This is a genomic window from Streptomyces sp. NPDC005775, from assembly GCF_042871565.1.
GTDB lineage: Bacteria > Actinomycetota > Actinomycetes > Streptomycetales > Streptomycetaceae > Streptomyces.
In genome coordinates this window covers 105,550-129,577 of sequence record NZ_JBIAIU010000016.1, presented here as the reverse complement: position 1 = coordinate 129,577, position 24,028 = coordinate 105,550, and the positions used below count along the sequence as shown (strand labels likewise).

Sequence of the window (24,028 nt, the reverse complement as noted above, 5' to 3'; positions counted from 1 at the left end):
CCGATCCCGAAGACCGCTGTGGGCGGTCTCCGTCCCCTCGCCCGCCGGCGCCCGGGACGGGGACCGCCCACGTGTCGTTCCGGCCGAGTGGCCGGCGGCCCGAAAAGCGGGTGACGGCCGGCCGTGACCCGCGTAACTTGGTCCCCATGGGAACACTGTGATCGCCCCGCCCACGACCGTGTAGAGCTCAGCTCCGCCGTCGTGGTGCCGATTCGTCCTCGAATCCGTTCTGTCGGCATGGCCGGGAACAGGGGCTCACACATGCACCCAGCACACTCCGCACAACTCTCTCTGCACGGCGTCACCAAGCGTTACGGCGACCGCACCGTGCTGCGACAGATCTCGTTCGGCCTCGCCCCCGGCGAGAAGGCCGGCGTGGTCGGCGACAACGGGGCGGGCAAGTCCACCCTGCTCCGTCTCCTCGCGGGCGAGGAAAGGCCAGACGCGGGCGAGGTGACCGTCGTCGCGCCAGGCGGGACGGGCTATCTCGCCCAGGCCATCGGGCTGCCCCCGCAGGCCACGGTCCAGGATGCCGTCGACCTCGCACTGGGGGAGCTGCGCGCCCTCGAAGCAGAGCTGCGCCGGGCCGAGTCCGTGCTGGCCGGAGCACCTCCCGGGCCGGAGATGGAGGCGGCCCTCACCGACTACGCGCGCCTGACGGAGCAGTACGAGGCGCGCGAGGGCTACGGCGCCGACACCCGGGTCGACACCGCGCTGCACGCCCTCGGTCTGCCCCGGCTGACCCGGGACCGGCCGCTCGGGACGCTCTCCGGTGGCGAGCGCTCCCGGCTGGCACTGGCCGCGACGCTCGCCTCCCGCCCGGAACTGCTGCTGCTGGACGAGCCGACCAACGATCTCGACGACCGGGCGGTCGCCTGGCTGGAGGACCACCTGCGGGCCCACCGCGGAACGGTCGTCGCGGTCACCCACGACCGGGTGTTCCTGGAGCGGATCACCACCACGGTCCTGGAGGTCGACGGCGGCCGCGTCTCCCGTCACGGCGACGGCTACGCCGGATACCTCACGGCCAAGGCCACCGAACGCCGCCGGCGCCGGGAACGGTACGACGAGTGGCGGGCCGACCTCGACCGCAGCCGCCGGCTGACCGAGTCCAACGGCGCCCGCCTGCACGCCATCCCGCGCAAGATGCCGCAGGCCTGTTTCGGCTCCGGGGCGTTCCGCGCGCGTGGCCGCGCCCACGGTGCGATGAGCCGTATCCGTAACGCGAAGGAGCGCGTGGAGCGGCTCACCGCGAACCCGGTGACACCGCCGCCGGACCCGCTGTCCTTCACGGCACGCATCACCACGGCGGCCGGACCCGGTGAGGCGCCGGCCGCGGTCCTGGACGGTGTGGTCGTCGAGGGCCGGCTGCGGGTGCCGGAGCTGCGCATCGGCCCGGCCGAGCGGTTGCTGGTCACCGGCCCCAACGGGGCGGGCAAGAGCACCCTGCTGCGCGTCCTGGCCGACGAACTCCGGCCGGACGCGGGCACGGTGGGGCGCACAGGGCGGGTGGGGCACCTGCGGCAGGAGGAGACGCCGTGGCCGCCGGGCATGTCCGTACTGGCGGCCTTCGCCCACGGCCGCCCCGGCGACCGGGACGAGCTCGCCGAACAGCTGCTGTCGCTGGGCCTGTTCGAGCCGGACGACCTGCGGATGCGCGTCGGGGACCTCTCGTACGGCCGGCGGCGCCGCATCGAACTCGCCCGGCTGGTCGGCGAGCCGGTGGATCTGCTTCTGCTGGACGAGCCGACCAACCACCTCTCGCCCGCGCTGGTGGAGGAACTGGAGGCGGCGCTGACCGGCTACGCGGGAGCGCTGGTGCTGGTCACCCACGACCGCCGGATGCGGACACGGTTCCGCGGGAGCCGGCTGGAGCTGACGGAGGGCGTCGTCACCGGCGGATCCTGAGCGGGCCGGCGCCGCCGCGGCCGGCCGCGCACGACCGGCGTCCCGTCCCCGCAGCCCGACGGGGCGGGGACGAGACGCGTCCGGTCCGTGCGGCGGGTCAGGAGGCGACGAAACGCGCGATCTGGCCCAGCACGACCGTGTCCGTCAGGTACCCGATGTGGGTCTGGCAGAGCACGTTGTTGTTCGTCGCGCCGGTCAGCCTGGTGCTGGTGTAGGGGAGGATGATGCCGTCGCACGCCGAGTACCAGGTGGCGTACTTGGTGGTGCCCGGCGTCTCGTCACCGGAGGAGATCTGGGAGATGAACGACGAGCCCGGGTACATCTGCTGACAGGTCGTGTAGATCAGGCAGGCGCCGGCGAACGTGGTTCCGTGGTTCGCGCCCGCGATGGAGGCGAGGTGGCTGACGCTCGTGTTGCCGCCCAGGACCTTCAGGTAGTACTGGCTGACGAGGCCGCCCATCGAGTGGTTGACGATCGCGACCTTGCTCGCGCCGGTCTGTGACTTCACGTTGTTGACGAAGGTGGCGAGCCCCTGGGCGTTGGCGACGTTGTTGCCGTACGAGTTGTACTCGTAGGCGAACAGCTTGGAGCCGGACCAGCCGTTGAGCTGGAAGACGCTCCTGGCGGTGACCCAGTTGGAGGCGTTGCCGGTGTACCCGTGCACGAAGACGACCGGGGTGCTGGTCGACAGCGGCGTCACGGCCGCGGCGGTGGCGGTCTTCGCGACGGGCGCGCGGTCGGCCGCGCCGGCCGCTGACGTCGAGCCGAACAGGGTGAACGCGGCCGTGACGGCCGCGAGAACGCCGAGGAGCCGGCGGGGAGAACGACGACGCATGGGGGCACTCCTGACAGGGGTGTGGGGATGCGGATGCCTGCTCGGATCAGAGTCGGGGCACGCGGCCCGGGCGGCATCGGCGAATTCACCGGTCTTCGCGAGCGGCCGGGACCGGGCCGGCGCGCACGGCGCACAAGGCGGACCGGCGGACCGGCGGACCGGAGCCGGGTGGTGCTCCACCGGCTGTCAGGCGCGGTAGCGGGCCGAGGTGAACAGGCGCAGGAGGTACTTCAGGGGGAGCACCGCGAGCCAGGTCCACAGGGCCGCCGGGGGTGACACCGTGTAGGCCACGGCCACGGATGCCGCGGCGACCGGGACGGTGGAGGCCAGGTCGATGGCACCGTCCCAGGTGGCGCGGTCGCTCAACGGGACTGCCGTCCGGCGCGGGCGGCGCCGCGCGAGGAGGAACAACGCCAGGTGCAGCAGGCCGATCCCGGCGATGGTCACCGCGTACACGGTCACGGCTGCCGGGTAACTTCCCCCGTATTCCGAGAGCACCGACGTGGGGAAGGGCAGCAGCGCCACCAGACCCAGCCCCGCCAGGGTGACCCGGACCATCAGGGTGTCGCACTGACGGACCTGGTTCAGGATCGAGCGCTGGTCACGCCAGAAGCCGGCCAGCACGGCGAAACTGAGCGCGTACGCGCCCAGGCTCGGCCACACCCCGCCCAGGGCGGCCTCGAAGCCCGCTTCGTCCAGCGCCGGGGGGATGGTGATGTCCAGCACGAGCAGCGTCATCGCGATCGCGTACACCCCGTCCGACAGCGCCACGAGCCGCTCCGGGCTCCCCGCCCCCTCGGCGGTCCCACCGGGCTCGGTCGGCTCGTCCCCGCTCACCTTGGCCATGCCGCCAACCCTGGCCGAGACCCCCTGCCCGGCCGGCCGGCCACGCCTCCGGATCACCCGCGCCCCCGGGCCCGTCGTCCGAATGGCCCATGGAGGAGGGGGTGTGCCGCATGGGCGAAGGGCTTCAGCCGCCCGACCGCGGCGGACCTCGCCGATGATCGCCACTCATTGCATAAAAGTGCGGCTATGCGTATAGTCATGCCATCGACGAGGAGGATTTCGATGGTGGTACGTGCAGCGGTGGCAGGGGCGAGCGGATACGCCGGCGGGGAGCTGCTCCGCCTTCTGCTGGTCCACCCCGAGGTCGAGATCGGGGCCCTGACCGCGAACTCCAACGCCGGTCAGCCGCTCGGCGCCCTGCAGCCGCATCTGCGGCCGCTGGCCGGGCGGGTGCTCCAGCCGACCACCGCCGAGGTGCTCGCCGGGCACGACGTGGTCTTCCTCGCCCTGCCCCACGGGCAGTCCGCAGCCGTCGCGGAGCAGCTCGGTGACGAGGTGCTCGTGGTCGACATGGGCGCCGACTTCCGGCTCAAGGACGCCGCGGACTGGGAGAAGTTCTACGGCTCGCCGCACGCCGGGACCTGGCCCTACGGCCTGCCCGAGCTGCCCGGTGGGCGGGCCGCGCTGGTGGGGAGCAAGCGCATCGCGGTGCCCGGCTGCTACCCGACGGCCGTGTCGCTCGCCCTCTTTCCGGCGTACGCGGGCCGGCTCGCCGAGCCCGAGGCCGTGATCGTCGCCGCCTCCGGGACCTCCGGCGCCGGCAAGGCGGCCAAGCCGCATCTGCTCGGCTCCGAAGTGATGGGCAACATGTCGCCGTACGGCGTCGGCGGTGTCCACCGGCACACGCCCGAGATGATCCAGAACCTCGGCGCCGCCGCCGGCGAACCGGTGACGGTGTCCTTCACCCCGACCCTCGCCCCGATGCCCCGCGGCATCCTCGCCACGTGCAGCGCGAAGGCCAAGCCGGGTGTGAGCGCCGAGTCGCTGCGCGCCGCGTACGAGAAGGCCTACGCCGACGAGCCGTTCGTCGATCTGCTGCCCGAGGGGCAGTGGCCGGCGACCGCCGCCGTGTACGGCTCCAACGCCGTCCAGATCCAGGTCGCGTTCGACGAGGCGGCCGGCCGGATCATCGTGATCAGCGCCATCGACAACCTCGCCAAGGGCACCGCGGGCGGGGCCCTGCAGAGCATGAACATCGCCCTCGGACTCCCCGAGGACACCGGACTTTCCACGATCGGAGTGGCACCGTGAGCGTCACGGCAGCACAGGGGTTCTCGGCGGCGGGCATCGCCGCGGGAATCAAGGACAGCGGCAACCCGGACCTGGCCCTCGTGGTCAACAACGGTCCGCGTCGCGCCGCCGCGGGCGTCTTCACCTCCAACCGTGTCAAGGCCGCTCCCGTCCTCTGGTCGGAGCAGGTGCTCAAGGGCGGTGCGGTCACCGCCGTCGTCCTCAACTCCGGCGGAGCCAACGCCTGTACGGGCCCGCAGGGCTTCCAGGACACCCACGCCACCGCCGAGAAGGCGGCCGAGGTCCTCGAAGGCCACAGCGCGGGTGAGATCGCCGTCGCCTCGACCGGGCTCATCGGGCTGCTGCTCCCCATGGACAAGCTGCTGCCCGGTATCGAGAAGGCCGCGGCGGCCCTGAGCGAGCACGGCGGCGAGAAGGCCGCCATCGCCATCAAGACCACCGACACCGTCCACAAGACGGCCGTCGCCGGCGGCGAGGGGTGGACCGTCGGCGGCATGGCCAAGGGCGCGGGCATGCTCGCCCCCGGCCTGGCCACGATGCTCGTCGTCCTCACCACCGACGCCGACGTCGCCGCCCCCGCGCTCGACGCCGCGCTGCGCGACGCCACCCGGACCACCTTCGACCGGGTCGACTCCGACGGCTGCATGTCCACCAACGACACCGTGCTCCTGCTGGCCTCCGGGGCCAGCGGCATCACCCCGGAGCAGGGGGAGTTCGCCGAGGCCGTACGGGCCGTCTGCGACGACCTCGCCCGGCAGCTGATCGGCGACGCGGAAGGCGCGTCCAAGGACATCCGGATCGAGGTCGTGAACGCCGCGACGGAGGACGACGCCGTCGAGGTGGGCCGCTCCATCGCCCGGAACAACCTCCTCAAGTGCGCCATCCACGGCGAGGACCCCAACTGGGGCCGGGTGCTGTCCGCCATCGGCACCACGAAGGCGGCCTTCGAGCCGGACGAGCTGAACGTCGCCATCAACGGCGTCTGGGTCTGCAAGAACGGGGGCGTCGGCGAGGACCGCGATCTCGTCGACATGCGCTACCGCGAGGTCAAGATCACCGCCGACCTCGCCGCGGGCACCGAGTCGGCCGTCATCTGGGCCAACGACCTCACCGCGGACTACGTCCACGAGAACAGCGCGTACAGCTCATGACCGCCGCGCGGAAGCACACCGCACTCCCGAAGGCGCAGATCCTCATCGAGGCACTGCCCTGGCTGACCCGGCACAACGGCAAGACCGTCGTCATCAAGTTCGGCGGCAACGCCATGATCGACGAGGAACTGAAGGCGGCCTTCGCCCAGGACGTCGTCTTCCTGCGGCACGCCGGCCTCAAGCCCGTCGTCGTCCACGGCGGCGGCCCGCAGATCAGCGCCCAGCTCGACAAACAGGGTCTGGTCAGCGAGTTCAAGGCCGGGCTGCGCGTCACCACGCCCGAGGCGATGGACGTCGTACGGATGGTGCTCGCCGGCCAGGTCCAGCGCGAGCTCGTCGGCCTGCTCAACCAGCACGGCCCCCTCGCCGTAGGTATGACCGGTGAGGACGCCCACACCATCACGGCCACCCAGCACCGCCCCATGATCGACGGCGAGGCCGTCGACATCGGCCGGGTCGGCGAGATCACCGCGATCGACACCGGAGCCATCCAGGCGCTGCTGGACGACGGCCGCATCCCGGTCATCTCCTCCATCGCCCGCTCGGCGGAGGACAACCACGTCTACAACGTCAACGCCGACACCGCGGCCGCCGCGCTCGCCGCGGCGCTGAACGCCGAGACGCTGATGGTCCTCACCGACGTCGAGGGCCTGTACGAGGACTGGCCCAACAGCGACGACGTGATCAGCCGGCTCACCGCCACCGAGCTGGAGAAGCTCCTGCCGGAACTCTCCAGCGGCATGGTGCCCAAGATGCAGGGCTGCCTGCACGCCGTGCGCAACGGCGTGGAGACCGCCCGGGTCATCGACGGCCGGGTCCAGCACTCGATCCTGCTGGAGATCTTCACCGACGAAGGAATCGGCACGATGGTCGTGCCCGACGCACAGGGGGAAGCATGACCAACGCCGAGCTCTCGCAGCGCTGGCAGACCGCACTGATGGACAACTACGGAACTCCGAGGCTGTCCCTCGTGCGCGGCGAAGGCGCCCACGTGTGGGACGCCGACGGCACCCGCTACCTCGACTTCGTCGGCGGCATCGCGGTGAACGCGCTGGGCCACGCCCACCCCGCGGTCGTCGAGGCGGTCTCCACCCAGATCGCCTCCCTCGGCCACGTCTCCAACCTGTTCATCGCCGAGCCGCCCGTCGCGCTCGCCGAACGGCTGCTCCAGCACTTCGGCCGCACCGGCAAGGTCTACTTCTGCAACTCGGGCGCCGAGGCCAACGAGGCCGCGATCAAGATCGGCCGGCTGACTGGGCGCACCCACATGGTCGCCACCGACGGCGGCTTCCACGGCCGGACCATGGGAGCGCTCGCGCTCACCGGCCAGCCGAAGAAGCGCGAGCCCTTCCTCCCGCTGCCCGGTGACGTCACGCACGTGCCGTACGGGGACGTCGAGGCGCTGCGCGCCGCGGTGACCACGGACACCGCGCTGCTGATCATCGAGCCCATCCAGGGCGAGAACGGCGTGGTCGTACCGCCCAAGGGCTATCTGGAGGCGGCCCGGGAGATCTCCCGGGCCACCGGAACCCTCCTCGTCCTCGACGAGGTGCAGACCGGCATCGGCCGCTGCGGCACCTGGTTCGAGTACCAGGCGCACCAAGGCGTCGAGCCGGATCTGGTCACCCTCGCCAAGGGGCTCGGCGGCGGGCTGCCGATCGGTGCCACGGTGGCCTTCGGGGAGGCGGCGGAACTGCTCGCGCCCGGCCAGCACGGTACGACGTTCGGGGGGAACCCGGTCGCCTGCGCCGCCGGTCTCGCGGTCCTGGACACCCTGGCCGCCGACGGTGCGCTGGACAACGTGAAGCGGCTCGGCGAGAAGATCCGTGACGGTGTGGAGGGCCTGGGGCACCCCCTGGTCTCCCACGTCCGCGGCTCCGGTCTGCTGCTGGGTATCGTGCTCACCGAGCCCCTCGCACCTCAGGTGCAGCAGGCGGCTCAGGGAGCCGGACTCCTGGTGAACGCACCCGCACCCGATGTCGTACGGCTGATGCCGCCGCTGATCATCGGTGACGCGGAGGTGGACGCGTTCCTCCAGGCGCTGCCCGGCGCCCTCGACGCGGCTTACGGGGACGGACGATCCGGAGAGGGACACACCGGAGAATGAGGCGACGACGATGACCGAGGCGCAGGAATCCGAGCACGGCGGGCCGTCCGTGCCGCAGACCCGCACCGCACGCCACCGCCGGATCGTGGACATCCTGAACCGGCAGCCCGTGCGCTCGCAGAGCCAACTGGCCAAGCTCCTCGCGGACGACGGGCTGAGCGTCACCCAGGCGACCCTCTCCCGGGATCTGGACGAACTGGGTGCGGTGAAGATCCGCAACACGGGCGGCGAGCTGATCTACGCGGTGCCGAGCGAGGGCGGATTCCGTACCCCGCACGCACCGCTGGGCGGCTCCGCCAAGGAGGAGCGGATGCGCCGCCTCTCCGCCGAACTGCTCATCTCGGCGGAGGCCTCGGCCAACCTCGTCGTGCTGCGTACGCCCCCGGGCGCGGCGCAGTTCCTCGCCTCGTCGATCGACCAGGCCGAGCTGCACGACGTCCTCGGCACCATCGCCGGGGACGACACGCTCATGCTGATCAGCCGCGACCCGGCGGGCGGGCAGGCGCTCGCCGACCATCTGCTGAGGCTCGCGCAGAACGACCGCTGACGCCGCTGACGAGCGGTCAGTAGCGCGTGATCGCGGTCGGACCGGAGCGGGTTCCGATCGCGATATGCGGGTGGCGGGCCGGATCGGCCCAGGCCAGGATCCGGTCCATCGCGGCCGCCGGTACGGAGACACAGCCGGCGGTCGCACCGCGTCCGTTGACGTGGAGGAAGATCCCGGCACCCCGCCCCCGTACGGGCCGGTGGTAGTTGAACCCCACGACGAGGGCGTGGGCGTACTGCGTCGGGTAGGTGACCAGGTGCTCGGCCTCGGCCGCCCGGCAGTCGGCGGGCCGCGGCTCCACCCACCGGTTGTAGGCGCGCGCCGCGTTGTCCTGACACCACCACGACCGGCCGCCGACCCGGCGGTACGGATAGCGGGTCCCGGGCCGGGCCGCCTCGACCCCGAAGGCGTACGGCAGGTCGTAGAGACCGGTGGGTGTCCTGTTCGTGCCCTGCTTGCGCGAAGCGCCCTCGGCCAGCCCGTTCGCCCCGAAGCGGGCGGGCGCCGATCCGGCCGCCACCCAGCGGCCGCGCCGCAGACTCCACCAGGTGACCCGGCCCGTGGTGGAGGCGGTACCGGGCGCCTCGGCCGTGATCAGCTGGCTGCCGCCGCCCGTGTCGGCCAGCCGCCACGGCAGCGGCGCCGCCGAGGGGGGCCGGGCTCCGACAAGGCCGGCGAGAGTGAGAAGGACCGAACCGGTCACCAGAAGTCCGCGCATGCCCCGGACCGTAGACCGGCCGCCCTCCGCGCACCTGCGGACCTGCTCCGTACGGCCCAGTGGCTCAGGACACGGGCGGCATGACCGGCAACGGGAGCGGCAGCCCCGGCAGGCCGTCGATGCTGGTCGCGACGTGCTCCTTCTTCTCGAAGTAGGCGCTGAGCGAGGCGTCGTCCTCCCGCGCGAAGCGCTGCCCGTGCAGCGTCCGGTCCTCGTCGTAGCTCATGAACGGCACGCCGTATCCGCAGGTGTCCCGGATCAGTTCGGCCGTCACCACGATGATCGCCCGCAGCCCGTGCCGGGAGGGGTCCACCCCGTCGAACTTCCCGAGGAGCTCCGGGAATCGCGGATCGTCACGGAAGACCGGCTCGCCGCGGCCGTGCACGCGCACGATGTTCGGCGGCCCCTGGAAGGCGCACCACATCAGGGTGATCCGCCCGTTCTCGCGCAGATGCGCCACGGTCTCGGCGGTACTTCCGGCGAAGTCCAGATAGGCCACGCGCTGCTCGTCCAGCACCGCGAACGAGCCGCTGACGCCCTTGGGGGAGAGGTTGACCGTGCCCTCCCCGTCGAGCGGCGCGGTCGCCGTGAAGAAGAGGGGCTGCTGCTCTATGAAGGTGCGCAGGCGCCCGTCGATGCGTTCATAAGTTTTTCCCATGGTCCGAGTATCGGTGCCGACTGCTCCCGGAGCGGGGGCATTTCAGCCGGTGGGACGGACATGCCCGGCCGCCCGCAACGGCCGCTGCGCCGCCACCCGCACCGCGCGCGGCCGGTCCGGCGCGTCGCGTTCGTTTCCGGCCGCTGTGTCCCGGTCGCCAGCTTTGACAAAACATACAGAGGACCGCATAGTTATGCCTGTTAGTGATTGCGGCAGTGGCTGCACCGTGGAGCGCGCCGTGAGCAGGCATCCGTGACCGAGTGGGTCGCACTCGCACGGGGAAGCGGTCGCACATCCAACCCCCTGGTTCTTCCGAGGAGCACGCAGTGAGCAACGGCAACGGCAACGGCGACGTACGTCTCTGGGGCGCCCGCTTCGCGGACGGTCCGGCCGAGGCGCTGGCCAGGCTGTCCGCGTCCGTCCACTTCGACTGGCGGCTCGCGCCGTACGACATCGCCGGCTCCCGCGCCCACGCGCGCGTCCTCAACAAGGCGGGCCTGCTCACCGAGGACGAGCTGAAGCGGATGACCGCCGGGCTCGACCAGCTGGAAGCCGATGTCGCGGACGGCTCCTTCACCGGCACGATCGCCGACGAGGACGTCCACACCGCCCTGGAGCGCGGCCTGCTGGAGCGGCTCGGCCCCGACCTCGGCGGCAAGCTCCGTGCCGGACGGTCGCGCAACGACCAGATCGCCACGCTCTTCCGGATGTACCTGCGCGACCACGCCCGCATCATCGGCGGCCTGATCGCCGAGCTCCAGGACGCCCTCGTCGGCCTCGCCGAGGCGCACCCGGACGTGGCCATGCCCGGCCGCACGCACCTCCAGCACGCCCAGCCCGTGCTCTTCGCCCACCACGTCCTGGCCCATGTGCAGTCCCTGTCCCGGGACGCCGAGCGGCTGCGGCAGTGGGACGAGCGGACCGCGGTGTCCCCGTACGGTTCCGGCGCGCTCGCCGGTTCCTCGCTCGGGCTCGACCCGGAGGCCGTCGCCGCCGACCTCGGCTTCGAGGGCGGTTCGGTGGGCAACTCCATCGACGGCACGGCCTCGCGGGACTTCGTCGCCGAGTTCGCGTTCGTCACCGCGATGATCGGCGTCAACCTCTCCCGGATCGCCGAGGAGATCATCATCTGGAACACGAAGGAGTTCTCCTTCGTCACCCTGCACGACGCCTTCTCCACCGGCTCCTCGATCATGCCGCAGAAGAAGAACCCGGACATCGCCGAACTGGCGCGGGGCAAGTCGGGGCGGCTCATCGGCAACCTGACCGGCCTCATGGCCACGCTCAAGGCCCTGCCGCTCGCGTACAACCGCGACCTCCAGGAGGACAAGGAGCCGGTCTTCGACTCCTGCGACCAGCTCGAAGTCCTGCTCCCCGCCTTCACCGGCATGATGGCCACGCTCACCGTCAACCGCGCGCGCATGGAGGAACTGGCCCCGGCCGGCTTCTCGCTCGCCACCGACATCGCCGAGTGGCTCGTCAAGAAGAACGTGCCGTTCCGCGTCGCCCACGAGGTCGCCGGCGAGTGCGTCAAGGAGTGCGAGAGCCACGGCATCGAGCTCGACGAACTGACCGACGAGCAGTTCGCGAAGATCTCCGAGCACCTCACCCCCGAGGTCCGCACGGTCCTCAACGTGGCCGGCGCCCTCGCCTCCCGCAACGGCCGCGGGGGCACCGCGCCCTCCGCCGTCGCCGTCCAGCTGACCGAGGTCAAGGCGGACCTCGCGACGCAGCACGCCTGGGCGGCGGCCCGCAAGTAGCCGGACGGGCATCGCGGGCTACGTTGGGGGTAGTCGAGATTACTGCCGACGACGAGGAGCCCGCGATGCCGTTCGCCCGACTGACCACAGCGACCACCCCGACCGCCCACATCGGGCTCGGCCTGGCAGCGGTCGGCAGGCCCGGCTACATCAACCTGCACCGCGACCGTGACCTGCCCGGCGAGCGCACCGTCGACGCGCTGCGCGCCCGTACGCACGAACTGCTCGACGCGGCCTACGCGCAGGGCGTCCGGTACTTCGACGCCGCCCGCTCCTACGGCCGCTCCGAGGAGTTCCTCGGCGACTGGCTGACCGCCCGGCCCGAGGTCCGCGACATCGTCGTCGGGAGCAAGTGGGGCTACACCTACACCGCCGACTGGAGCGTCGACGCCGAGGCGCACGAGGTCAAGGACCACACCCTCGACACGTATCTGCGCCAGCGCGCCGAGACCGGCGCCCTGCTCGGCGACCGGCTCGACCTCTACCAGATCCACTCGGTGACGCCCGACAGTCCGGCGCTCACCGACAAGGAGCTGCACGCCAAGCTCGCCGCCCTCGCGGCCGAAGGGGTCAGCGTCGGCCTCTCCACCAGCGGACCCGCCCAGGCCGAGGCGATCCGGGCCGCCCTCACCGTCACGGTGGACGGCGAACCCCTCTTCCGTACCGTCCAGGCCACCTACAACGCCCTGGAGACCTCCGCCGGACCGGCGCTCGCCGAGGCCCATGCCGCCGGGCTCACCGTCATCGTCAAGGAAGCCATGGCCAACGGCCGGCTGGCCGGCACGGAGGCCCCCGCCGTGATGCGGGAGATCGCCGGTGAGGAGGGACTCGGCAGCGACGCGGTCGCCCTGGCGCTGGTGCTGCACCAGCCGTGGGCCGGGGTCGTGCTCTCGGGCGCGGCGACCGTGGAACAGCTCTCGGGCAATCTTCACGCGGCCGTCCTCGACCTCGACGAGGAGCGCAGGGCCGGGCTGGAGGCGCTGGTCGAGGAGCCGGAGGCGTACTGGCGGCACCGCGCCTCGCTCCCGTGGTGCTGAGCACTCCCCGCACTCCTGTCACATCGGGCAGGCCCGCTACGTCAGTGTGGTGACGGCACACGACGCAGGAGGACGACGGTGGACGGAAACGAGTTCCTGGCGGCACGCTTCGAGGAGAACCGTGCCCGTCTCAGGGCGGTGGCGTACCGGATGCTCGGCTCCGACAGCGAGGCGGAGGACGCCGTCCAGGAGGCGTGGATCCGCCTCGGCCGCTGCGACGCCGCGGCGATCGACAACCTGGGCGGCTGGCTGACCACCGTCGTCGGCCGGGTCTGCCTGGACATCCTGCGCTCGCGCCGCTCCCGCCGTGAGGAGCCGCTGGAAGCCGGCGCGCCGGACGCCCACCGGCCAGGCCGGACCCTGGGCCCGCAGCAGGGCGCCGATCCGGAGCAGCAGGCGCTGATGGCCGACTCGGTGGGCCTCGCGCTGCTCGTCGTGCTCGAAACACTGGACCCGGCCGAGCGCCTGGCCTTCGTGCTCCACGACATGTTCGCGGTGCCCTTCGACGAGATCGCCCGGATCGTCGACCGCACCCCGGCCGCCGCCCGGCAGCTCGCCAGCCGGGCGCGTCGCCGCGTGCAGGGCGCCGATCCGGTGCCCGATCCCGACGCGGCACGTCGGCGGGAGGTCGTCGACGCCTTCCTGGCCGCCGCCCGCGGCGGTGACTTCGACGCGCTCGTCGCCGTGCTCGACCCGGAGGTCGTGGCGCGGTCCGAAGGCGCGGGCGCAGCCGCCTCGCTCGTGCGCGGGGCCGCAAACGTGGCCCGGCAGGCGATCATGTACGCCCCGTTCGGCCGTTCGGCGCGGTTCGCGCTGCTGGACGGCGCCCCGGCCGTCGTCTCGGAGGTGGAGGGGCAGCGCTTCTCGGTCATGCGCTTCACGATCGAGCGCGGGAAGGTGGTCGAGCTGTTCGTGATCAACGACCCGGCACAACTGCCGGGGCTGGACCTGGTCCTTCTCGGCGACTGAGCGGGTCCGGCGGGGGAGCGGTCAGCCGGCCGTTCCCCGGCCGTCCGCCCACGCCGCCAGCGCGTCGAAGTCCGCCCGCTCCAGGCCGACCCGCGGATCTATCGGCAGCAGCAGGCTCTCGCGGCCCGCCCCGTGCTCCGCGACCCAGGCCCGGTCCCGCTCGGTGATCTCGTCGTCGATCCACGCGAACGGCCGACCGGCCGCGTACTCCACGATGTAGCGCGTCTTCCAGTACGTCCCGTCCTGTGGGCTGCCGTGCATCTGCGGCCAGTCGATGTACGGCAGGGCGGGCAGCCCCAGACGCGGTCCGATCCACTCGTTCGCCTCGTCCTTCCAGGTGGTCGCCCAGATCAGCTCGTAGCGGCCGGCCAGCGCGAGCAGTTCCCCGCCGTGTTCCGGGTTGAGCAGGACGGGCAGCGCGGGGCCCTCGGTCCACCCTGTCGGCCGCATGCGGTGCCTGGTGTATCCCCTGGGCGCGCGGCGGCGGGTGAGCGCTGCGTACGGATTGAGCGGACCGTCGATGTCGATCAGCAGCAGCGGCTTCATGCCGACATGGTCCTCCGGTCCGGCCGGGCGGCGCGAGCCCATTCCTGCTGAGACATCAGTGTCTCAGATGGGTTAGTGTCGTCTCATGACTCTTGATCGTGAGCAGGTTCTGCGCAGCGCCGCCGCCCTGCTGACCCGCAAGCCGACCGCCACCATGGACGAGGTCGCCAGAGCCGCCGGCATCGGCCGTGCCACCCTGCACCGGCACTTCGCCGGACGGGACGCGCTGGTCAGGGCGTTGGAGGAGCTGGCGATCCAGGAGTTCGGAGCAGCCCTCGACGCCGCGATGCTGGACGACGGCACCTCCCAGGAGGCGCTGCGCCAGTTCGTCGCCGCGATCGAACCGAGTGCCGGACTGCTCTCCTTCCTCGTGACCGAGAATCAACTCTTCGAGGGCGGCACGCAGAACGACGGCTGGGACCGGCTGGACGCCCGGGTCGCCGCGTTCTTCCGCCGGGGCCAGGAGCGCGGCGAGATCCGCATCGACCTCACCCCGGCCTGGCTGACCGAAGCGCTCTACGGGCTCATCAGCAGCGCCGCGTGGGCCGTTCAGGCGGGCCGGGTGGCCGGACAGGACTTCGCGTACATGATCGTCGAGTTGCTGCTGGGCGGCGCACGCCGGAGCGTGGAGCAATGAGCAGCATGGAACAGCAACCGGAGCCCTCCCCCGAGCTGTACCGCCCCGGGCGGTGGATCGCGCTGGCCGTGCTCGTGCTCGCCGTGCTGCTGGTGGCCGTCGACGCCACCGTGCTGGGCCTCGCGACGCCGTTCCTCAGCGAGGACCTCGAACCGACCGGCACCCAGCTGCTCTGGATCGGCGACGTCTACTCCTTCGTCATCGCCGGGCTCCTGGTCTCGATGGGCAGCCTCGGTGACCGCATCGGCCGCAAGAAGCTGCTGCTGTGCGGAGCCACCGCCTTCGGCGCGGTCTCGGTGCTCAACGCGTACGCGCAGACCCCCGAGATGATGATCCTGGCGCGGGCCCTGCTGGGCGTCGCGGGCGCCACCCTGATGCCCTCGACCCTGGCCCTGATCCGCAACCTCTTCCACGACGCGCGCGAGCGGAGCCTCGCGATCGGCATCTGGGGCGCCATGGCCTCGGCGGGCGCGGCCGTCGGGCCGGTGGTCGGCGGATTCCTCCTGGAGCACTTCTGGTGGGGCTCGGTCTTCCTGATCAACCTGCCGGTCATGGCGGTGCTCGTCGTGGTCGGGATCAAGATGATCCCGGAGTCCAAGAACCCGGCGCCCGGACCGTGGGACCTGCTGAGCGTGGCGCTCTCGCTGGTCGGCATGATCGGGGTCGTCTACGCCATCAAGGAGCTCGCCGCACACGGCGGAAGCTGGGCGGTCGCCCTCTCGGGCCTCGGTGGCCTGGCGGCGCTCGTCTGGTTCGTACGCCGGCAGTTCCGGCTCCCCGCGCCGCTGCTCGACATGCGGCTCTTCCACCACCGGGGGTTCTCCGGCGCGGTGCTCGCCGATCTGCTGACCATCCTCGGACTCTCCGGCCTGGTCTTCTTCCTCTCCCAGTTCCTGCAACTGGTCCAGGGCCGCGGACCACTGGAGGCCGGGCTCGCCGAACTGCCCGCGGCGGTCGGCGCCGTCACCGCCGGCCTGCTGGCCGGGACCACCGCGCGCCGCTTCTCCGTACGGTCCGTGGTGGCCGGCGGTCTCGCCGGGATCGGTCTGGCGCTGGCGGCCGTCGCCGCCGTCCACAAGGACACCGCGTATCCACTGATCGGTGCCCTCCTGCTGGTCGTCGGTGTGGGGGCGGGCTTCGCCTTCACGGTCACCTCCGACGTGATCCTCTCCAGCGTCCCGAAGGAGCACGCCGGCTCCGCGTCCGCCGTCTCCGAAACGGCGTACGAGCTCGGCGCGGCCCTCGGTATCGCCCTGCTCGGCTCCATCGTCACCGGGGTCTACCAGGGCTTCAACGCACCCGCCGGGACCCCGCCCGACGTCGCGTCGGCCGCCCACGAGTCACTGGGCGGCGCGGTCGAGGCGGCCAAGACGCTTCCCGAGCAGCAGGCGACGACCCTGGTCTCCTCCGCCCAGGACGCCTTCGTCGACGGACTCGGGGCCGCCTCGGCCATCGGCGCGGTGGTGCTGATGGCGACGGCGGTCGCCGCCTGGTTCCTGCTGCGCGGCCAGGAGCTGGAGGAAGGCATCGTGCACGACTGAGGCGGACATGCGGAAGGGCCCGTACCCCCGACCGGGGTACGGGCCCTTCTCGCCGTTCGTGCCTGCGCGCTCCGGCTCAGGCGGCCTTGGCCTTCGTCGCGTACATGTCGACGTACTCCTGGCCGGACAGCCGCATCACCTCGGCCATCACGGAGTCCGTCACCGCCCGCAGCACATAGCGGTCGCGGTCCATGCCCTCGTAGCGCGAGAACTCCATCGCCTCACCGAAGCGGACCGTGACCTTGCCCGGCCGCGGGAGACCGGCGCCGCCCGGCTGAAGCTTGTCCGTACCGATCATCGCGAACGGCACCACCGGAGCACCCGTCATCAGCGTCAGGCGCGCGATGCCCGTACGCCCACGGTAGAGGCGGCCGTCGGGGGAGCGGGTGCCCTCGGGGTAGATCGCGAAGGCCTTGCCCTCCTCCAGTACCCGGCGGCCCGTCATCAGCGCCGCGACACCGCCGCGGCCACCGTCCCGGTCCACCGGGATCATGCCGCTGCCGGTGAAGAACCAGGCCATCAGCCGGCCCTTGATGCCCTTGCCGGTCACGTACTCGTCCTTGCCGATGTAGAACACCGGCCGGTCGCAGCAGATCGGCATGATCATCGAGTCGATGAACGTCAGATGGTTGCCCGCGAGGATCACCGGCCCGGTCCCCGGAATGTTCTGGGCGCCTTCCACCTGGGGGCGGAACAGCAGACGCAGGATCGGTCCGAGCACTGCCTTGATGAGTGCGAGACGGGACAACGGTTCCTCCGGTGTAGTGGCCGGGCCGGCCGAGGCGACGGATTGTGAGGGTCCATGCAGGTGAGGACGATACTCGCGGGTACTCGCTGATCGCACATCGGGTTCACTCAGTGGATACGCAGTGTTGACGTGTGTTTGCGCCATGTTCGTCCGGATGGCGCCGTCCGGACCGCGTCGCTGCCTACGCTCGGTTCTCGCCCGACAGGTGCCGGACAGCATATGCGAGGAGCATTCATGACAGAGCGTGCACAGGCCGGTCCCGGACGACGGACCGTCATGGGCGCAGGTGCCGCTGTACTCGGCACCGCGGCCCTCGGCGTCACGGGAACGGCGCAGGCGGCCGGGAAATCCGCCGGGCGCGGCGGCCACCGCCTCGACCTGCCGGTGCCGACCGTCATCGGACACCGCGGGACCAGCGGCTACCGCCCCGAGCACACCCTGGGCTCCTACCAGCTGGCGCTCGACATGGGCGCGCACATCATCGAGCAGGACCTCGTCCCGACCAAGGACGGCCACCTCGTGTGCCGCCACGAGAACGACATCACCGCCACCACCGACGTCTCGGCCCACCCGGAGTTCGCGAGCCGCCGGACGACGAAGAACGTCGACGGGGTCGCCCTGACCGGCTGGTTCACCGAGGACTTCACCCTCGCCGAGCTGAAGACGCTGCGGGCCAAGGAGCGCATCCCCGGTAACCGCCAGAAGAACACGCTCTACGACGGCCGCTGGGAGGTCCCCACCTTCGAAGAGGTCCTGCGCTGGGCCGACCGTGAGGGCCGGCGGCGCGGAAAGCCCGTCTGGCTGTACGTCGAGACCAAGCACCCCACCTACTTCCGCGGCCTGGGCCTCGGCCTGGAGGAACCGCTCGCCAGGCTGCTGCGCCGCTACGGCCGGCACCGCGCGCAGTCCCCGCTCATTCTCCAGTCCTTCGAACCCACCAGCATGCGGCGGCTGTCGAAGCTCGTCGCCACCCCGCGCGTCGTGCTGCTCTCCGGCGCCGGTTCCAAGCCCTGGGACTTCGTGGTGGCGGGCGACCCGCGTACCACCGACGACCTGGTGAAGCCGGCGGGCCTGGAGTGGATGGCGTCCTTCGCGCAGGGCATCGGCCCCACCCTGGACCTGATCATCCCCAAGGACGGCTCCGGCCGGCTCACCACGCCCACCACCCTGGTGCGGGACGCCCACGCGCGGGGCCTGATCCTCCACCCGTACACGATGCGCAACGAGAACACCTTCCTGCCCGCCGACTTCCGCCGGGGCACGGACCCCAATGCGTACGGCGACGCCTTCGGAGCCTTCGCGGTGTACTTCGCCACGGGCATCGACGGGATCTTCTCCGACAACCCGGACACGGCCCTGCTCGCGGCGGCGGACTTCGCCGACAAGTAGGAGTACCCGGGCCGGTGGCGTCAGCACCCGGCCCGGCCTGCCCCGGTCGGGTGGTCCCGGGCAGGTTCTGCGACCGGCGGCCGGTATACCGGGTCGGGTGGTTGCGTGACGCTTCTCGATCTTCCTCAGGCCTGCCCGCCCCGGGCGCCGCCACACTCGTCCGCAGCCTGTACCCACTGGTCAGAGCCGAGGCGAAGGCGGAGGCGGAGGCTTCCGCCACCGGCGCCGCCGTGGACCCCTGTGACCTCGAACAGGCCTTCTGGCTGCGCATGATGGAACGGCTGGCGCACCAGGGGCTGCCCGCGGACACCGCCCGCTGGGTGCGGGACACCGTCAGGGCGGAGGCCCGCCGGGCCCGCCGCACCGTCCGGCGCGAGCGCCCCTACCGTGACGAGAGGGCCCCCGACCTCTCCGGCTGCCCGGAGCGAGCCGCATTCGGCGCCGACCAACGCCGGGTGCTGCGCGCCGCGGTGGACCGGCTCCCCGGCCCCTGCACCCGCTTACTGCGTGCGCTGCTCTCCCCGGCCGATCCCACCTACCGCGAAATCGCAGGGGAGTTGGGTATGTCACAGGGGAGTTTGGGCCCGATCCGTTCCCGATGCCTTGGATGTCTGCGCAGAATGCTGGCGGCGGAGGTTGTAGCTCCTGAACTGCGGGGAAAGGAGCGGTAGACAACCGGCGGATCAGGTGAGCGAGAGGCATGCGCAGATGGGCATGAGCGTGATCATCTCGGCGGCGAAGGCACAGGACGCCGAACAGATCTTGAAACTCCAGTACCTCTGTTTTCAGAGCGAGGCGGAGCTGTACGGGAACTACCGGATCGACCCGCTCGTCCAGACCCTCGACTCGGTACGCGCCGAAATCGCCACGAACCTGGTGTTCGTGGCGCGGCTCGGCGAGGAAGTCGTCGGTTCGGTACGGGGGTCGGCGGACCAGGACGGGACCGGGCAGATCGGAAAGCTCTGCGTCCACCCCCGGCTCCAGGGACACGGGCTCGGTGCCCGCCTGCTGGGCGCGGCGGAGGCCGGACTCGCCGACCAGCGGTCGGCCACCCGCTTCCGGCTGCACACCGGGCACCGGAGCGAAGGCAACCTGAGGCTCTACCGGCGTGCGGGCTACGCCCTCGTCGGCAACGCCACCGGTCAGGACGGCGTCCTGATGATCCTGCTGGAGAAGGAGGCCTCGGCGCAGGCCTATGTGACGAGCGCTTAGGGCCTCTCGTTCGGCCGGGTCGGGTCAGGTCGGATCCGACCCGATCCGAACGGGCGACGCTAGGCCGACCGCGCGCGGCGCAGCCACATCATCCCGGTGACCGGAAGGATCACCGGGATGAACAGGTAGTCCCGCCCGAAGTACGACCAGACCGTGGCGTCCGAGAACGCCGACGGCTCGACCAGCGTCCACGTACCCACGATCAGCACCCCGGCGAGTTCGGCGGCGCAGCACACCAGCGCCGTCCGGCGTGCCTTCTCGCCACCGCGCACCAGCGAGTAGGTGATGAAGCCGTAGACGGCGGCGGCGGCGGCCGACAGGACGTAGGACAGGGGGGCCTTCCCGAAGTCCAGGATCATCTGGACGATCGCACGGGAGGCCGCCGCCACGGTGAACACGCCGTAGAACCAGACCAGCACCCGGCCCGGACCGGTGCCCAGATCGAAGGGCTGTTTCTCGCCGGCGGCCGCTGCGGGGGTGCGATCGGTGTCGGTCACGGTCAGTTTCCCCAGATGTCGTAGAGCCGTACTTCGAGCACGGCCAGTACGACCGCGCCCGCCGCCACCGTCACCGAACCCCACCGGGTCCGCTCGCTCAGCGACAGGAAGCCCGCCGCCGGTACGGCGAGGAAGGCCCCGACCAGGTACGCGATGAAGATGGTCATGCCCTGTTCCGGCCGCTCGCCGCGGGCCAGCTGCACGATCCCCACCACCAGCTGGGACAGCGCCAGGAGTGAGACCACGGCCATGCCGATGAAGTGCCAGTCCTTGGTCGGCTGGTCCCGGTAGGCGGCGAATCCGCACCAGGCGGCGAGGGCGAGGGCGGCCACGCCGACCGCGATCGTCAGGGCGTCAAGCATGAGCCGAGGGTATTACGGGCCGCGGGGCCCCTTGCGTGCGCCCCCGTGCCCCCGCGCCGTCGCCGGGGGGCACGGAGATCCGTGCGGGGTCCTTGCGCGTGGGCGGGCTGTCGGGGCCGGACTCGTGGCCTTGGCCACACATTCATGCGTTCCGGGCTGGTGAGTGCGGGCCCCAGATCGGCCTCGCCCTCGATGTCAGTGCAGGTCACAGCGGTGCGACCGGAGCGGTTCCGGGCCGGCCGGGCAGCGGAACCGCATCATCCACGCCTGTCCGCTATCCGGACAGCCGGTCCGACGGGAACCTGACGTCTGTTTTACTTGGCGCATGACCACGACGAGCAGCCGCATCCTTGCGACCGAGGCGATCACGACGCCCGGTGCTCGTTGTATGTGTCGAATGCGCGCCTTCTGAGGGCCCACGCCTGAGCCTCGCGCCCCGAAGCGAGCCCGAGCCGTCCGCACCCAGCGGAACGCGCCTCCAGCACGCCGCCCCGCGGTCACCGCCGTGTCCGGCCGCGCCGGAACCCCGCTCGGAACGTCCGATCGAAACGTCCGGACAGTCTCACCGGACGAATGCCCCGTGCCCGGCGGACACCGCGCCGCGCACTCGACAGTGACGGAAACCCTGTGATCACCACTACGGGCCTCACGAAGGTCTACCAGTCGCGCGACCGTGAGGTCACCGCTCTGGACGGCGTCGACCTGCACGTCCGTGAGGGCGAGGTGTACGGCGTCATCGGGCAGAGCGGCGCCGGTAAATCCTCCCTCATCCGCTGCGTCAACCTGCTGGAGCGCCCCACCTCCGGCACCGTGACCGTGGCAGGCCGCGACCTCACCGCCCTCGCGGGCCGCGGCCGCCGCGCCGGCAAGGAACTGCGCGAGGCGCGCAGCCGCATCGGCATGGTCTTCCAGCACTTCAACCTGCTGGCCTCCCGCACCGTCCAGGGCAACGTGGAACTCCCGCTGGAGATCCTCGGCGTCACCGGCCGCGAACGGTCCCGCAAGGCGCTCGAACTCCTCGACCTGGTCGGCCTCGCCGACAAGGCCAAGGCCTACCCCGGCCAGCTCTCCGGCGGCCAGAAGCAGCGCGTCGGCATCGCCCGCGCACTCGCCGGCGACCCCAAGGTGCTGCTCTCCGACGAGGCGACTTCGGCCCTCGACCCCGAGACCACCCGATCCATCCTCCAGCTGCTGCGCGACCTCAACCAGCAGCTCGGCCTCACCGTCCTGCTCATCACGCACGAGATGGACGTGGTCAAGACGATCTGTGACTCCGCCGCGCTGATGCGCGAGGGCCGCGTCGTCGAGTCCGGAACCGTCGGCGAGCTGCTCGCCACCCCCGGCTCCGAGCTCGCCCACGAGCTGTTCCCGGTCGGCGGCACCGCCTCCGGCCCCGACCGCACCGTCGTCGACGTCACCTTCCACGGGGACGCCGCCGGCCGGCCGGTCATCTCGCAGCTCTCCCGTACGTACAACATCGACATCTCGATCCTGGGCGCCGCGATGGACACCGTCGGCGGCAAGCAGATCGGCCGGATGCGCATCGAGCTGCCCGGCCGGTTCGAGGAGAACGTCGTCCCGATCGGCTTCCTGCGTGAGCAGGGTCTGCAGGCCGAGCTCGTCGACGGCACAGATGCCGAACCCGCCGTCATCCCCGCACCGCTCACCAAGGAGGTGGCGAAGTGACCTGGTCCGAAATGCAGCCGCTGCTGACGCAGGGCACCGTCGACACCCTCTACATGGTCCTGTGGTCCGCGGTCGTCACCGTCCTGGTCGGCCTGCCGCTCGGCGTTCTGCTCGTCCTCACCGACAAGGGCGGACTGTTGCGGAACACCCCGGTGAACAAGGTCATCGGCGTGATCGTGAACATCGGCCGTTCGCTGCCGTTCATCATCCTGCTGATCGCCCTGATCCCCTTCACCACCTGGGTCGTCGGCACCTTCATCGGCCCCACCGCGATGATCGTCCCGCTCGCCGTCGGCGCCATCCCGTTCTTCGCCCGGCTCGTCGAGACGGCCGTGCGCGAGGTCGACCACGGGCTCGTCGAGGCCGTCCAGTCCATGGGCGGCTCCATCCCGACGATCGTCCGCAAGGTCCTGCTGCCGCAGGCGCTGCCGTCCCTCGTCTCCGGCGTCACCACCACCGTCATCGTGCTCATCGGCTACTCCGCGATGGCCGGCGCGGTCGGCGGCGAAGGCCTCGGATCCAAGGCCGTCACCTACGGATTCCAGCGCTTCGACAACCAGTTCATGCTCATCACCGTCGCCCTGCTGATCGTCATCGTGACCGTGATCCAGCTGATCGGCGACGGCGCCGTACGCCTGCTGGCCCGTCGCGGCCGCACCTCCTGAGCCGCCTCCTCCGAAGACTTTTCTCCTCCGAGCCCGCACTCCTTGTCCGGGCGTACCACCATCACCACCTGAAAGAGGCACTCTTCGTGCGTAAGAACATCAAGCTCACCGCGGCCGCCGCCGCCACCGCCGCCCTCGCCTTCGGCCTCACCGCCTGCGGCACGGACTCCGACCCCGCGTCCAAGTCGGAGACCGGCGCCAACGCCGACACCTCCAAGGCCCTCGTCGTCGCCGCGTCCCCGACGCCGCACGCCGACATCCTGGGCTTCGTCAAGAAGAACCTGGCGGCCAAGGCCGGCCTCAAGCTGGAAATCAAGGAGTTCACGGACTACGTCCTGCCGAACACCGCCACCGAGACCGGCCAGGTGGACGCCAACTTCTTCCAGCACCAGCCCTACCTGGACGACTTCAACAAGAAGAACAACACCCACCTGGTCTCCGTCGGCACCGTGCACCTGGAGCCCCTCGGCCTCTACTCCAAGAAGGTCAAGGACCTGGGCGACATCAAGTCCGGCCAGACCATCGCCGTACCCAACGACACCACCAACGAGGGCCGCGCGCTCCAGCTCCTCGCGGAGAACGGCCTGATCACCCTCAAGGCCGGCGTCGGCACCAGCGCCAAGCTGAGCGACATCACCGACAAGAAGGGCCTGCAGTTCAAGGAACTGGAGGCCGCGACCGTCCCCCGCGCCCTGAACGACGTGGACGCCGCCGTCATCAACGGCAACTACGCCATCGAGGCCGACCTCAAGCCGGCCAAGGACTCCCTGGCGCTGGAGAAGGCCGACGGCAACCCGTACGCCAACATCATCGCCGTGAAGAAGGGCAACGAGAAGGACCCCCGCGTCGAGAAGCTCGTGAAGCTCCTCCACACCGACGAGGTCAAGAAGTTCATCGAGGACAGCTACCAGGGCTCGGTCGTCCCGGCCTTCGGTACCGCAGCCAAGTCCTGACCCCG

General features: G+C 71.2%; 25 protein-coding genes. 17 read left to right on the top strand and 8 right to left on the bottom strand.

From position 1 onward, the window contains the following. Positions 1 to 261 precede the first annotated feature (261 nt). Entirely contained in the window at positions 262 to 1,908 is a 1,647-nt protein-coding gene (locus tag ACFYPA_RS31215) for a TlrC/CarA/OleB/SrmB family ABC-F type ribosomal protection protein (protein ID WP_389135650.1), read from the top strand. A gap of 97 nt (positions 1,909 to 2,005) precedes the next feature. Here the strand turns inward: ACFYPA_RS31215 and ACFYPA_RS31210 are convergent, their stop codons facing one another. Both ACFYPA_RS31210 and ACFYPA_RS31205 read right to left on the bottom strand, forming a co-directional pair. After that, positions 2,006 to 2,743, bottom strand: coding sequence for an esterase/lipase family protein (locus ACFYPA_RS31210; RefSeq protein WP_389135647.1), 738 nt, complete (start codon positions 2,741 to 2,743; stop codon positions 2,006 to 2,008). A gap of 186 nt (positions 2,744 to 2,929) precedes the next feature. Continuing rightward, complete coding sequence (locus ACFYPA_RS31205) at positions 2,930 to 3,589, bottom strand: TMEM175 family protein (RefSeq protein WP_359084302.1); 660 nt, start codon at positions 3,587 to 3,589, stop codon at positions 2,930 to 2,932. A gap of 222 nt (positions 3,590 to 3,811) precedes the next feature. Here ACFYPA_RS31205 and argC point away from each other — a divergent pair, with 222 nt between their 5' ends. The 5 genes from argC to ACFYPA_RS31180 are packed head-to-tail and all read left to right on the top strand — an operon-like array spanning position 3,812 to position 8,645. Beyond that, complete coding sequence (gene argC / locus ACFYPA_RS31200; RefSeq protein WP_359319314.1) at positions 3,812 to 4,840, top strand: N-acetyl-gamma-glutamyl-phosphate reductase; 1,029 nt, start codon at positions 3,812 to 3,814, stop codon at positions 4,838 to 4,840. Beyond that, entirely contained in the window at positions 4,837 to 5,991 is a 1,155-nt protein-coding gene (gene argJ, locus ACFYPA_RS31195; RefSeq protein ID WP_359319315.1) for a bifunctional glutamate N-acetyltransferase/amino-acid acetyltransferase ArgJ, read from the top strand. Before argC ends, argJ begins: the two co-directional genes overlap by 4 nt. Next, a complete protein-coding gene (gene argB / locus ACFYPA_RS31190; RefSeq protein ID WP_352123789.1) occupies positions 5,988 to 6,890 on the top strand; it encodes an acetylglutamate kinase in 903 nt (300 codons plus the stop codon). The genes argJ and argB overlap by 4 nt, the downstream gene beginning before the upstream one ends. Next, entirely contained in the window at positions 6,887 to 8,098 is a 1,212-nt protein-coding gene (locus ACFYPA_RS31185) for an acetylornithine transaminase (RefSeq protein ID WP_359319317.1), read from the top strand. The genes argB and ACFYPA_RS31185 overlap by 4 nt, the downstream gene beginning before the upstream one ends. A 10-nt stretch (positions 8,099 to 8,108) precedes the next feature. Further along, a complete protein-coding gene (locus ACFYPA_RS31180; protein ID WP_359084298.1) occupies positions 8,109 to 8,645 on the top strand; it encodes an arginine repressor in 537 nt (178 codons plus the stop codon). Positions 8,646 to 8,661: 16 nt separating this feature from the next. Here ACFYPA_RS31180 and ACFYPA_RS31175 read toward each other — a convergent pair whose 3' ends face one another. Both ACFYPA_RS31175 and ACFYPA_RS31170 read right to left on the bottom strand, forming a co-directional pair. Next, the gene (locus ACFYPA_RS31175) at positions 8,662 to 9,363 is read right to left on the bottom strand and encodes a L,D-transpeptidase family protein (protein ID WP_359319318.1); all 702 of its coding nucleotides are present in this window, start codon (positions 9,361 to 9,363) and stop codon (positions 8,662 to 8,664) included. Between the two features lie 64 nt (positions 9,364 to 9,427). Then, a complete protein-coding gene (locus ACFYPA_RS31170; protein WP_359084296.1) occupies positions 9,428 to 10,021 on the bottom strand; it encodes a pyridoxamine 5'-phosphate oxidase family protein in 594 nt (197 codons plus the stop codon). Between the two features lie 326 nt (positions 10,022 to 10,347). Here ACFYPA_RS31170 and argH point away from each other — a divergent pair, with 326 nt between their 5' ends. The 3 genes from argH to ACFYPA_RS31155 all read left to right on the top strand — a co-directional run bounded on the left by argH (position 10,348) and on the right by ACFYPA_RS31155 (position 13,787). Beyond that, a complete protein-coding gene (gene argH / locus ACFYPA_RS31165) occupies positions 10,348 to 11,781 on the top strand; it encodes an argininosuccinate lyase (RefSeq protein ID WP_389135641.1) in 1,434 nt (477 codons plus the stop codon). 65 nt (positions 11,782 to 11,846) lie between these two features. Beyond that, entirely contained in the window at positions 11,847 to 12,818 is a 972-nt protein-coding gene (locus ACFYPA_RS31160) for an aldo/keto reductase (protein WP_389135638.1), read from the top strand. Between the two features lie 78 nt (positions 12,819 to 12,896). Continuing rightward, the gene (locus ACFYPA_RS31155; RefSeq protein WP_389135635.1) at positions 12,897 to 13,787 is read left to right on the top strand and encodes a sigma-70 family RNA polymerase sigma factor; all 891 of its coding nucleotides are present in this window, start codon (positions 12,897 to 12,899) and stop codon (positions 13,785 to 13,787) included. Between the two features lie 21 nt (positions 13,788 to 13,808). Here the strand turns inward: ACFYPA_RS31155 and ACFYPA_RS31150 are convergent, their stop codons facing one another. Next, positions 13,809 to 14,333 carry an HAD domain-containing protein gene (locus ACFYPA_RS31150; protein WP_359084292.1) on the bottom strand — a complete coding sequence of 175 codons (525 nt, stop codon included), beginning with the start codon at positions 14,331 to 14,333 and terminating at the stop codon, positions 13,809 to 13,811. A gap of 85 nt (positions 14,334 to 14,418) precedes the next feature. Between ACFYPA_RS31150 and ACFYPA_RS31145 the strand changes: the two genes are divergently transcribed. Further along, positions 14,419 to 14,970 (top strand): helix-turn-helix domain-containing protein, encoded by a 552-nt coding sequence (locus ACFYPA_RS31145; protein ID WP_359319325.1) that lies wholly within the window; start codon positions 14,419 to 14,421, stop codon positions 14,968 to 14,970. Then, positions 14,967 to 16,511: an MFS transporter gene (locus ACFYPA_RS31140; protein WP_359084290.1), complete on the top strand. Its 1,545-nt coding sequence runs from the start codon at positions 14,967 to 14,969 to the stop codon at positions 16,509 to 16,511. The genes ACFYPA_RS31145 and ACFYPA_RS31140 overlap by 4 nt, the downstream gene beginning before the upstream one ends. Positions 16,512 to 16,587: 76 nt before the next feature. Here the strand turns inward: ACFYPA_RS31140 and ACFYPA_RS31135 are convergent, their stop codons facing one another. Beyond that, entirely contained in the window at positions 16,588 to 17,259 is a 672-nt protein-coding gene (locus ACFYPA_RS31135) for a lysophospholipid acyltransferase family protein (protein WP_359084289.1), read from the bottom strand. A gap of 234 nt (positions 17,260 to 17,493) precedes the next feature. Between ACFYPA_RS31135 and ACFYPA_RS31130 the strand changes: the two genes are divergently transcribed. The 3 genes from ACFYPA_RS31130 to ACFYPA_RS31120 all read left to right on the top strand — a co-directional run bounded on the left by ACFYPA_RS31130 (position 17,494) and on the right by ACFYPA_RS31120 (position 19,860). Continuing rightward, positions 17,494 to 18,648 carry a glycerophosphodiester phosphodiesterase gene (locus ACFYPA_RS31130; protein ID WP_359319327.1) on the top strand — a complete coding sequence of 385 codons (1,155 nt, stop codon included), beginning with the start codon at positions 17,494 to 17,496 and terminating at the stop codon, positions 18,646 to 18,648. A 101-nt stretch (positions 18,649 to 18,749) separates the two neighbouring features. After that, positions 18,750 to 19,319, top strand: coding sequence for a sigma-70 family RNA polymerase sigma factor (locus tag ACFYPA_RS31125; RefSeq protein WP_389135630.1), 570 nt, complete (start codon positions 18,750 to 18,752; stop codon positions 19,317 to 19,319). A gap of 37 nt (positions 19,320 to 19,356) precedes the next feature. Next, positions 19,357 to 19,860 (top strand): GNAT family N-acetyltransferase, encoded by a 504-nt coding sequence (locus ACFYPA_RS31120; RefSeq protein WP_359084385.1) that lies wholly within the window; start codon positions 19,357 to 19,359, stop codon positions 19,858 to 19,860. Between the two features lie 59 nt (positions 19,861 to 19,919). Here the strand turns inward: ACFYPA_RS31120 and ACFYPA_RS31115 are convergent, their stop codons facing one another. Both ACFYPA_RS31115 and ACFYPA_RS31110 read right to left on the bottom strand, forming a co-directional pair. Continuing rightward, positions 19,920 to 20,357, bottom strand: coding sequence for a hypothetical protein (locus ACFYPA_RS31115; protein ID WP_359084285.1), 438 nt, complete (start codon positions 20,355 to 20,357; stop codon positions 19,920 to 19,922). A gap of 2 nt (positions 20,358 to 20,359) precedes the next feature. Then, positions 20,360 to 20,719, bottom strand: coding sequence for a hypothetical protein (locus ACFYPA_RS31110; RefSeq protein WP_359084284.1), 360 nt, complete (start codon positions 20,717 to 20,719; stop codon positions 20,360 to 20,362). 627 nt (positions 20,720 to 21,346) lie between these two features. Here ACFYPA_RS31110 and ACFYPA_RS31105 point away from each other — a divergent pair. From ACFYPA_RS31105 to ACFYPA_RS31095, 3 genes are all read left to right on the top strand, one after another. Then, positions 21,347 to 22,405: an ATP-binding cassette domain-containing protein gene (locus ACFYPA_RS31105; RefSeq protein ID WP_359319329.1), complete on the top strand. Its 1,059-nt coding sequence runs from the start codon at positions 21,347 to 21,349 to the stop codon at positions 22,403 to 22,405. Beyond that, positions 22,402 to 23,070, top strand: a complete 669-nt coding sequence (locus ACFYPA_RS31100; RefSeq protein ID WP_359084282.1) for a methionine ABC transporter permease — start codon at positions 22,402 to 22,404, stop codon at positions 23,068 to 23,070. Before ACFYPA_RS31105 ends, ACFYPA_RS31100 begins: the two co-directional genes overlap by 4 nt. A gap of 86 nt (positions 23,071 to 23,156) precedes the next feature. Continuing rightward, positions 23,157 to 24,023, top strand: coding sequence for a MetQ/NlpA family ABC transporter substrate-binding protein (locus ACFYPA_RS31095; protein ID WP_359084281.1), 867 nt, complete (start codon positions 23,157 to 23,159; stop codon positions 24,021 to 24,023). The last annotated feature ends 5 nt before the right edge of the window (positions 24,024 to 24,028 follow it).

Excerpts from the sequence above, each read along its gene's own strand:
- ACFYPA_RS31130 (WP_359319327.1), top strand. The coding sequence starts at position 17,494 with ATGACAGAGCGTGCACAGGCCGGTCCCGGACGACGGACCGTCATGGGC.
- ACFYPA_RS31210 (WP_389135647.1), bottom strand. The coding sequence starts at position 2,743 with ATGCGTCGTCGTTCTCCCCGCCGGCTCCTCGGCGTTCTCGCGGCCGTC.
- ACFYPA_RS31185 (WP_359319317.1), top strand. The coding sequence starts at position 6,887 with ATGACCAACGCCGAGCTCTCGCAGCGCTGGCAGACCGCACTGATGGAC.
- ACFYPA_RS31180 (WP_359084298.1), top strand. The coding sequence starts at position 8,109 with ATGACCGAGGCGCAGGAATCCGAGCACGGCGGGCCGTCCGTGCCGCAG.
- ACFYPA_RS31140 (WP_359084290.1), top strand. The coding sequence starts at position 14,967 with ATGAGCAGCATGGAACAGCAACCGGAGCCCTCCCCCGAGCTGTACCGC.
- ACFYPA_RS31120 (WP_359084385.1), top strand. The coding sequence starts at position 19,357 with ATGGGCATGAGCGTGATCATCTCGGCGGCGAAGGCACAGGACGCCGAA.
- ACFYPA_RS31110 (WP_359084284.1), bottom strand. The coding sequence starts at position 20,719 with ATGCTTGACGCCCTGACGATCGCGGTCGGCGTGGCCGCCCTCGCCCTC.
- argC (WP_359319314.1), top strand. The coding sequence starts at position 3,812 with ATGGTGGTACGTGCAGCGGTGGCAGGGGCGAGCGGATACGCCGGCGGG.
- ACFYPA_RS31170 (WP_359084296.1), bottom strand. The coding sequence starts at position 10,021 with ATGGGAAAAACTTATGAACGCATCGACGGGCGCCTGCGCACCTTCATA.
- ACFYPA_RS31175 (WP_359319318.1), bottom strand. The coding sequence starts at position 9,363 with ATGCGCGGACTTCTGGTGACCGGTTCGGTCCTTCTCACTCTCGCCGGC.
- ACFYPA_RS31145 (WP_359319325.1), top strand. The coding sequence starts at position 14,419 with ATGACTCTTGATCGTGAGCAGGTTCTGCGCAGCGCCGCCGCCCTGCTG.
- ACFYPA_RS31150 (WP_359084292.1), bottom strand. The coding sequence starts at position 14,333 with ATGAAGCCGCTGCTGCTGATCGACATCGACGGTCCGCTCAATCCGTAC.
- ACFYPA_RS31205 (WP_359084302.1), bottom strand. The coding sequence starts at position 3,589 with ATGGCCAAGGTGAGCGGGGACGAGCCGACCGAGCCCGGTGGGACCGCC.
- ACFYPA_RS31215 (WP_389135650.1), top strand. The coding sequence starts at position 262 with ATGCACCCAGCACACTCCGCACAACTCTCTCTGCACGGCGTCACCAAG.
- argB (WP_352123789.1), top strand. The coding sequence starts at position 5,988 with ATGACCGCCGCGCGGAAGCACACCGCACTCCCGAAGGCGCAGATCCTC.
- ACFYPA_RS31160 (WP_389135638.1), top strand. The coding sequence starts at position 11,847 with ATGCCGTTCGCCCGACTGACCACAGCGACCACCCCGACCGCCCACATC.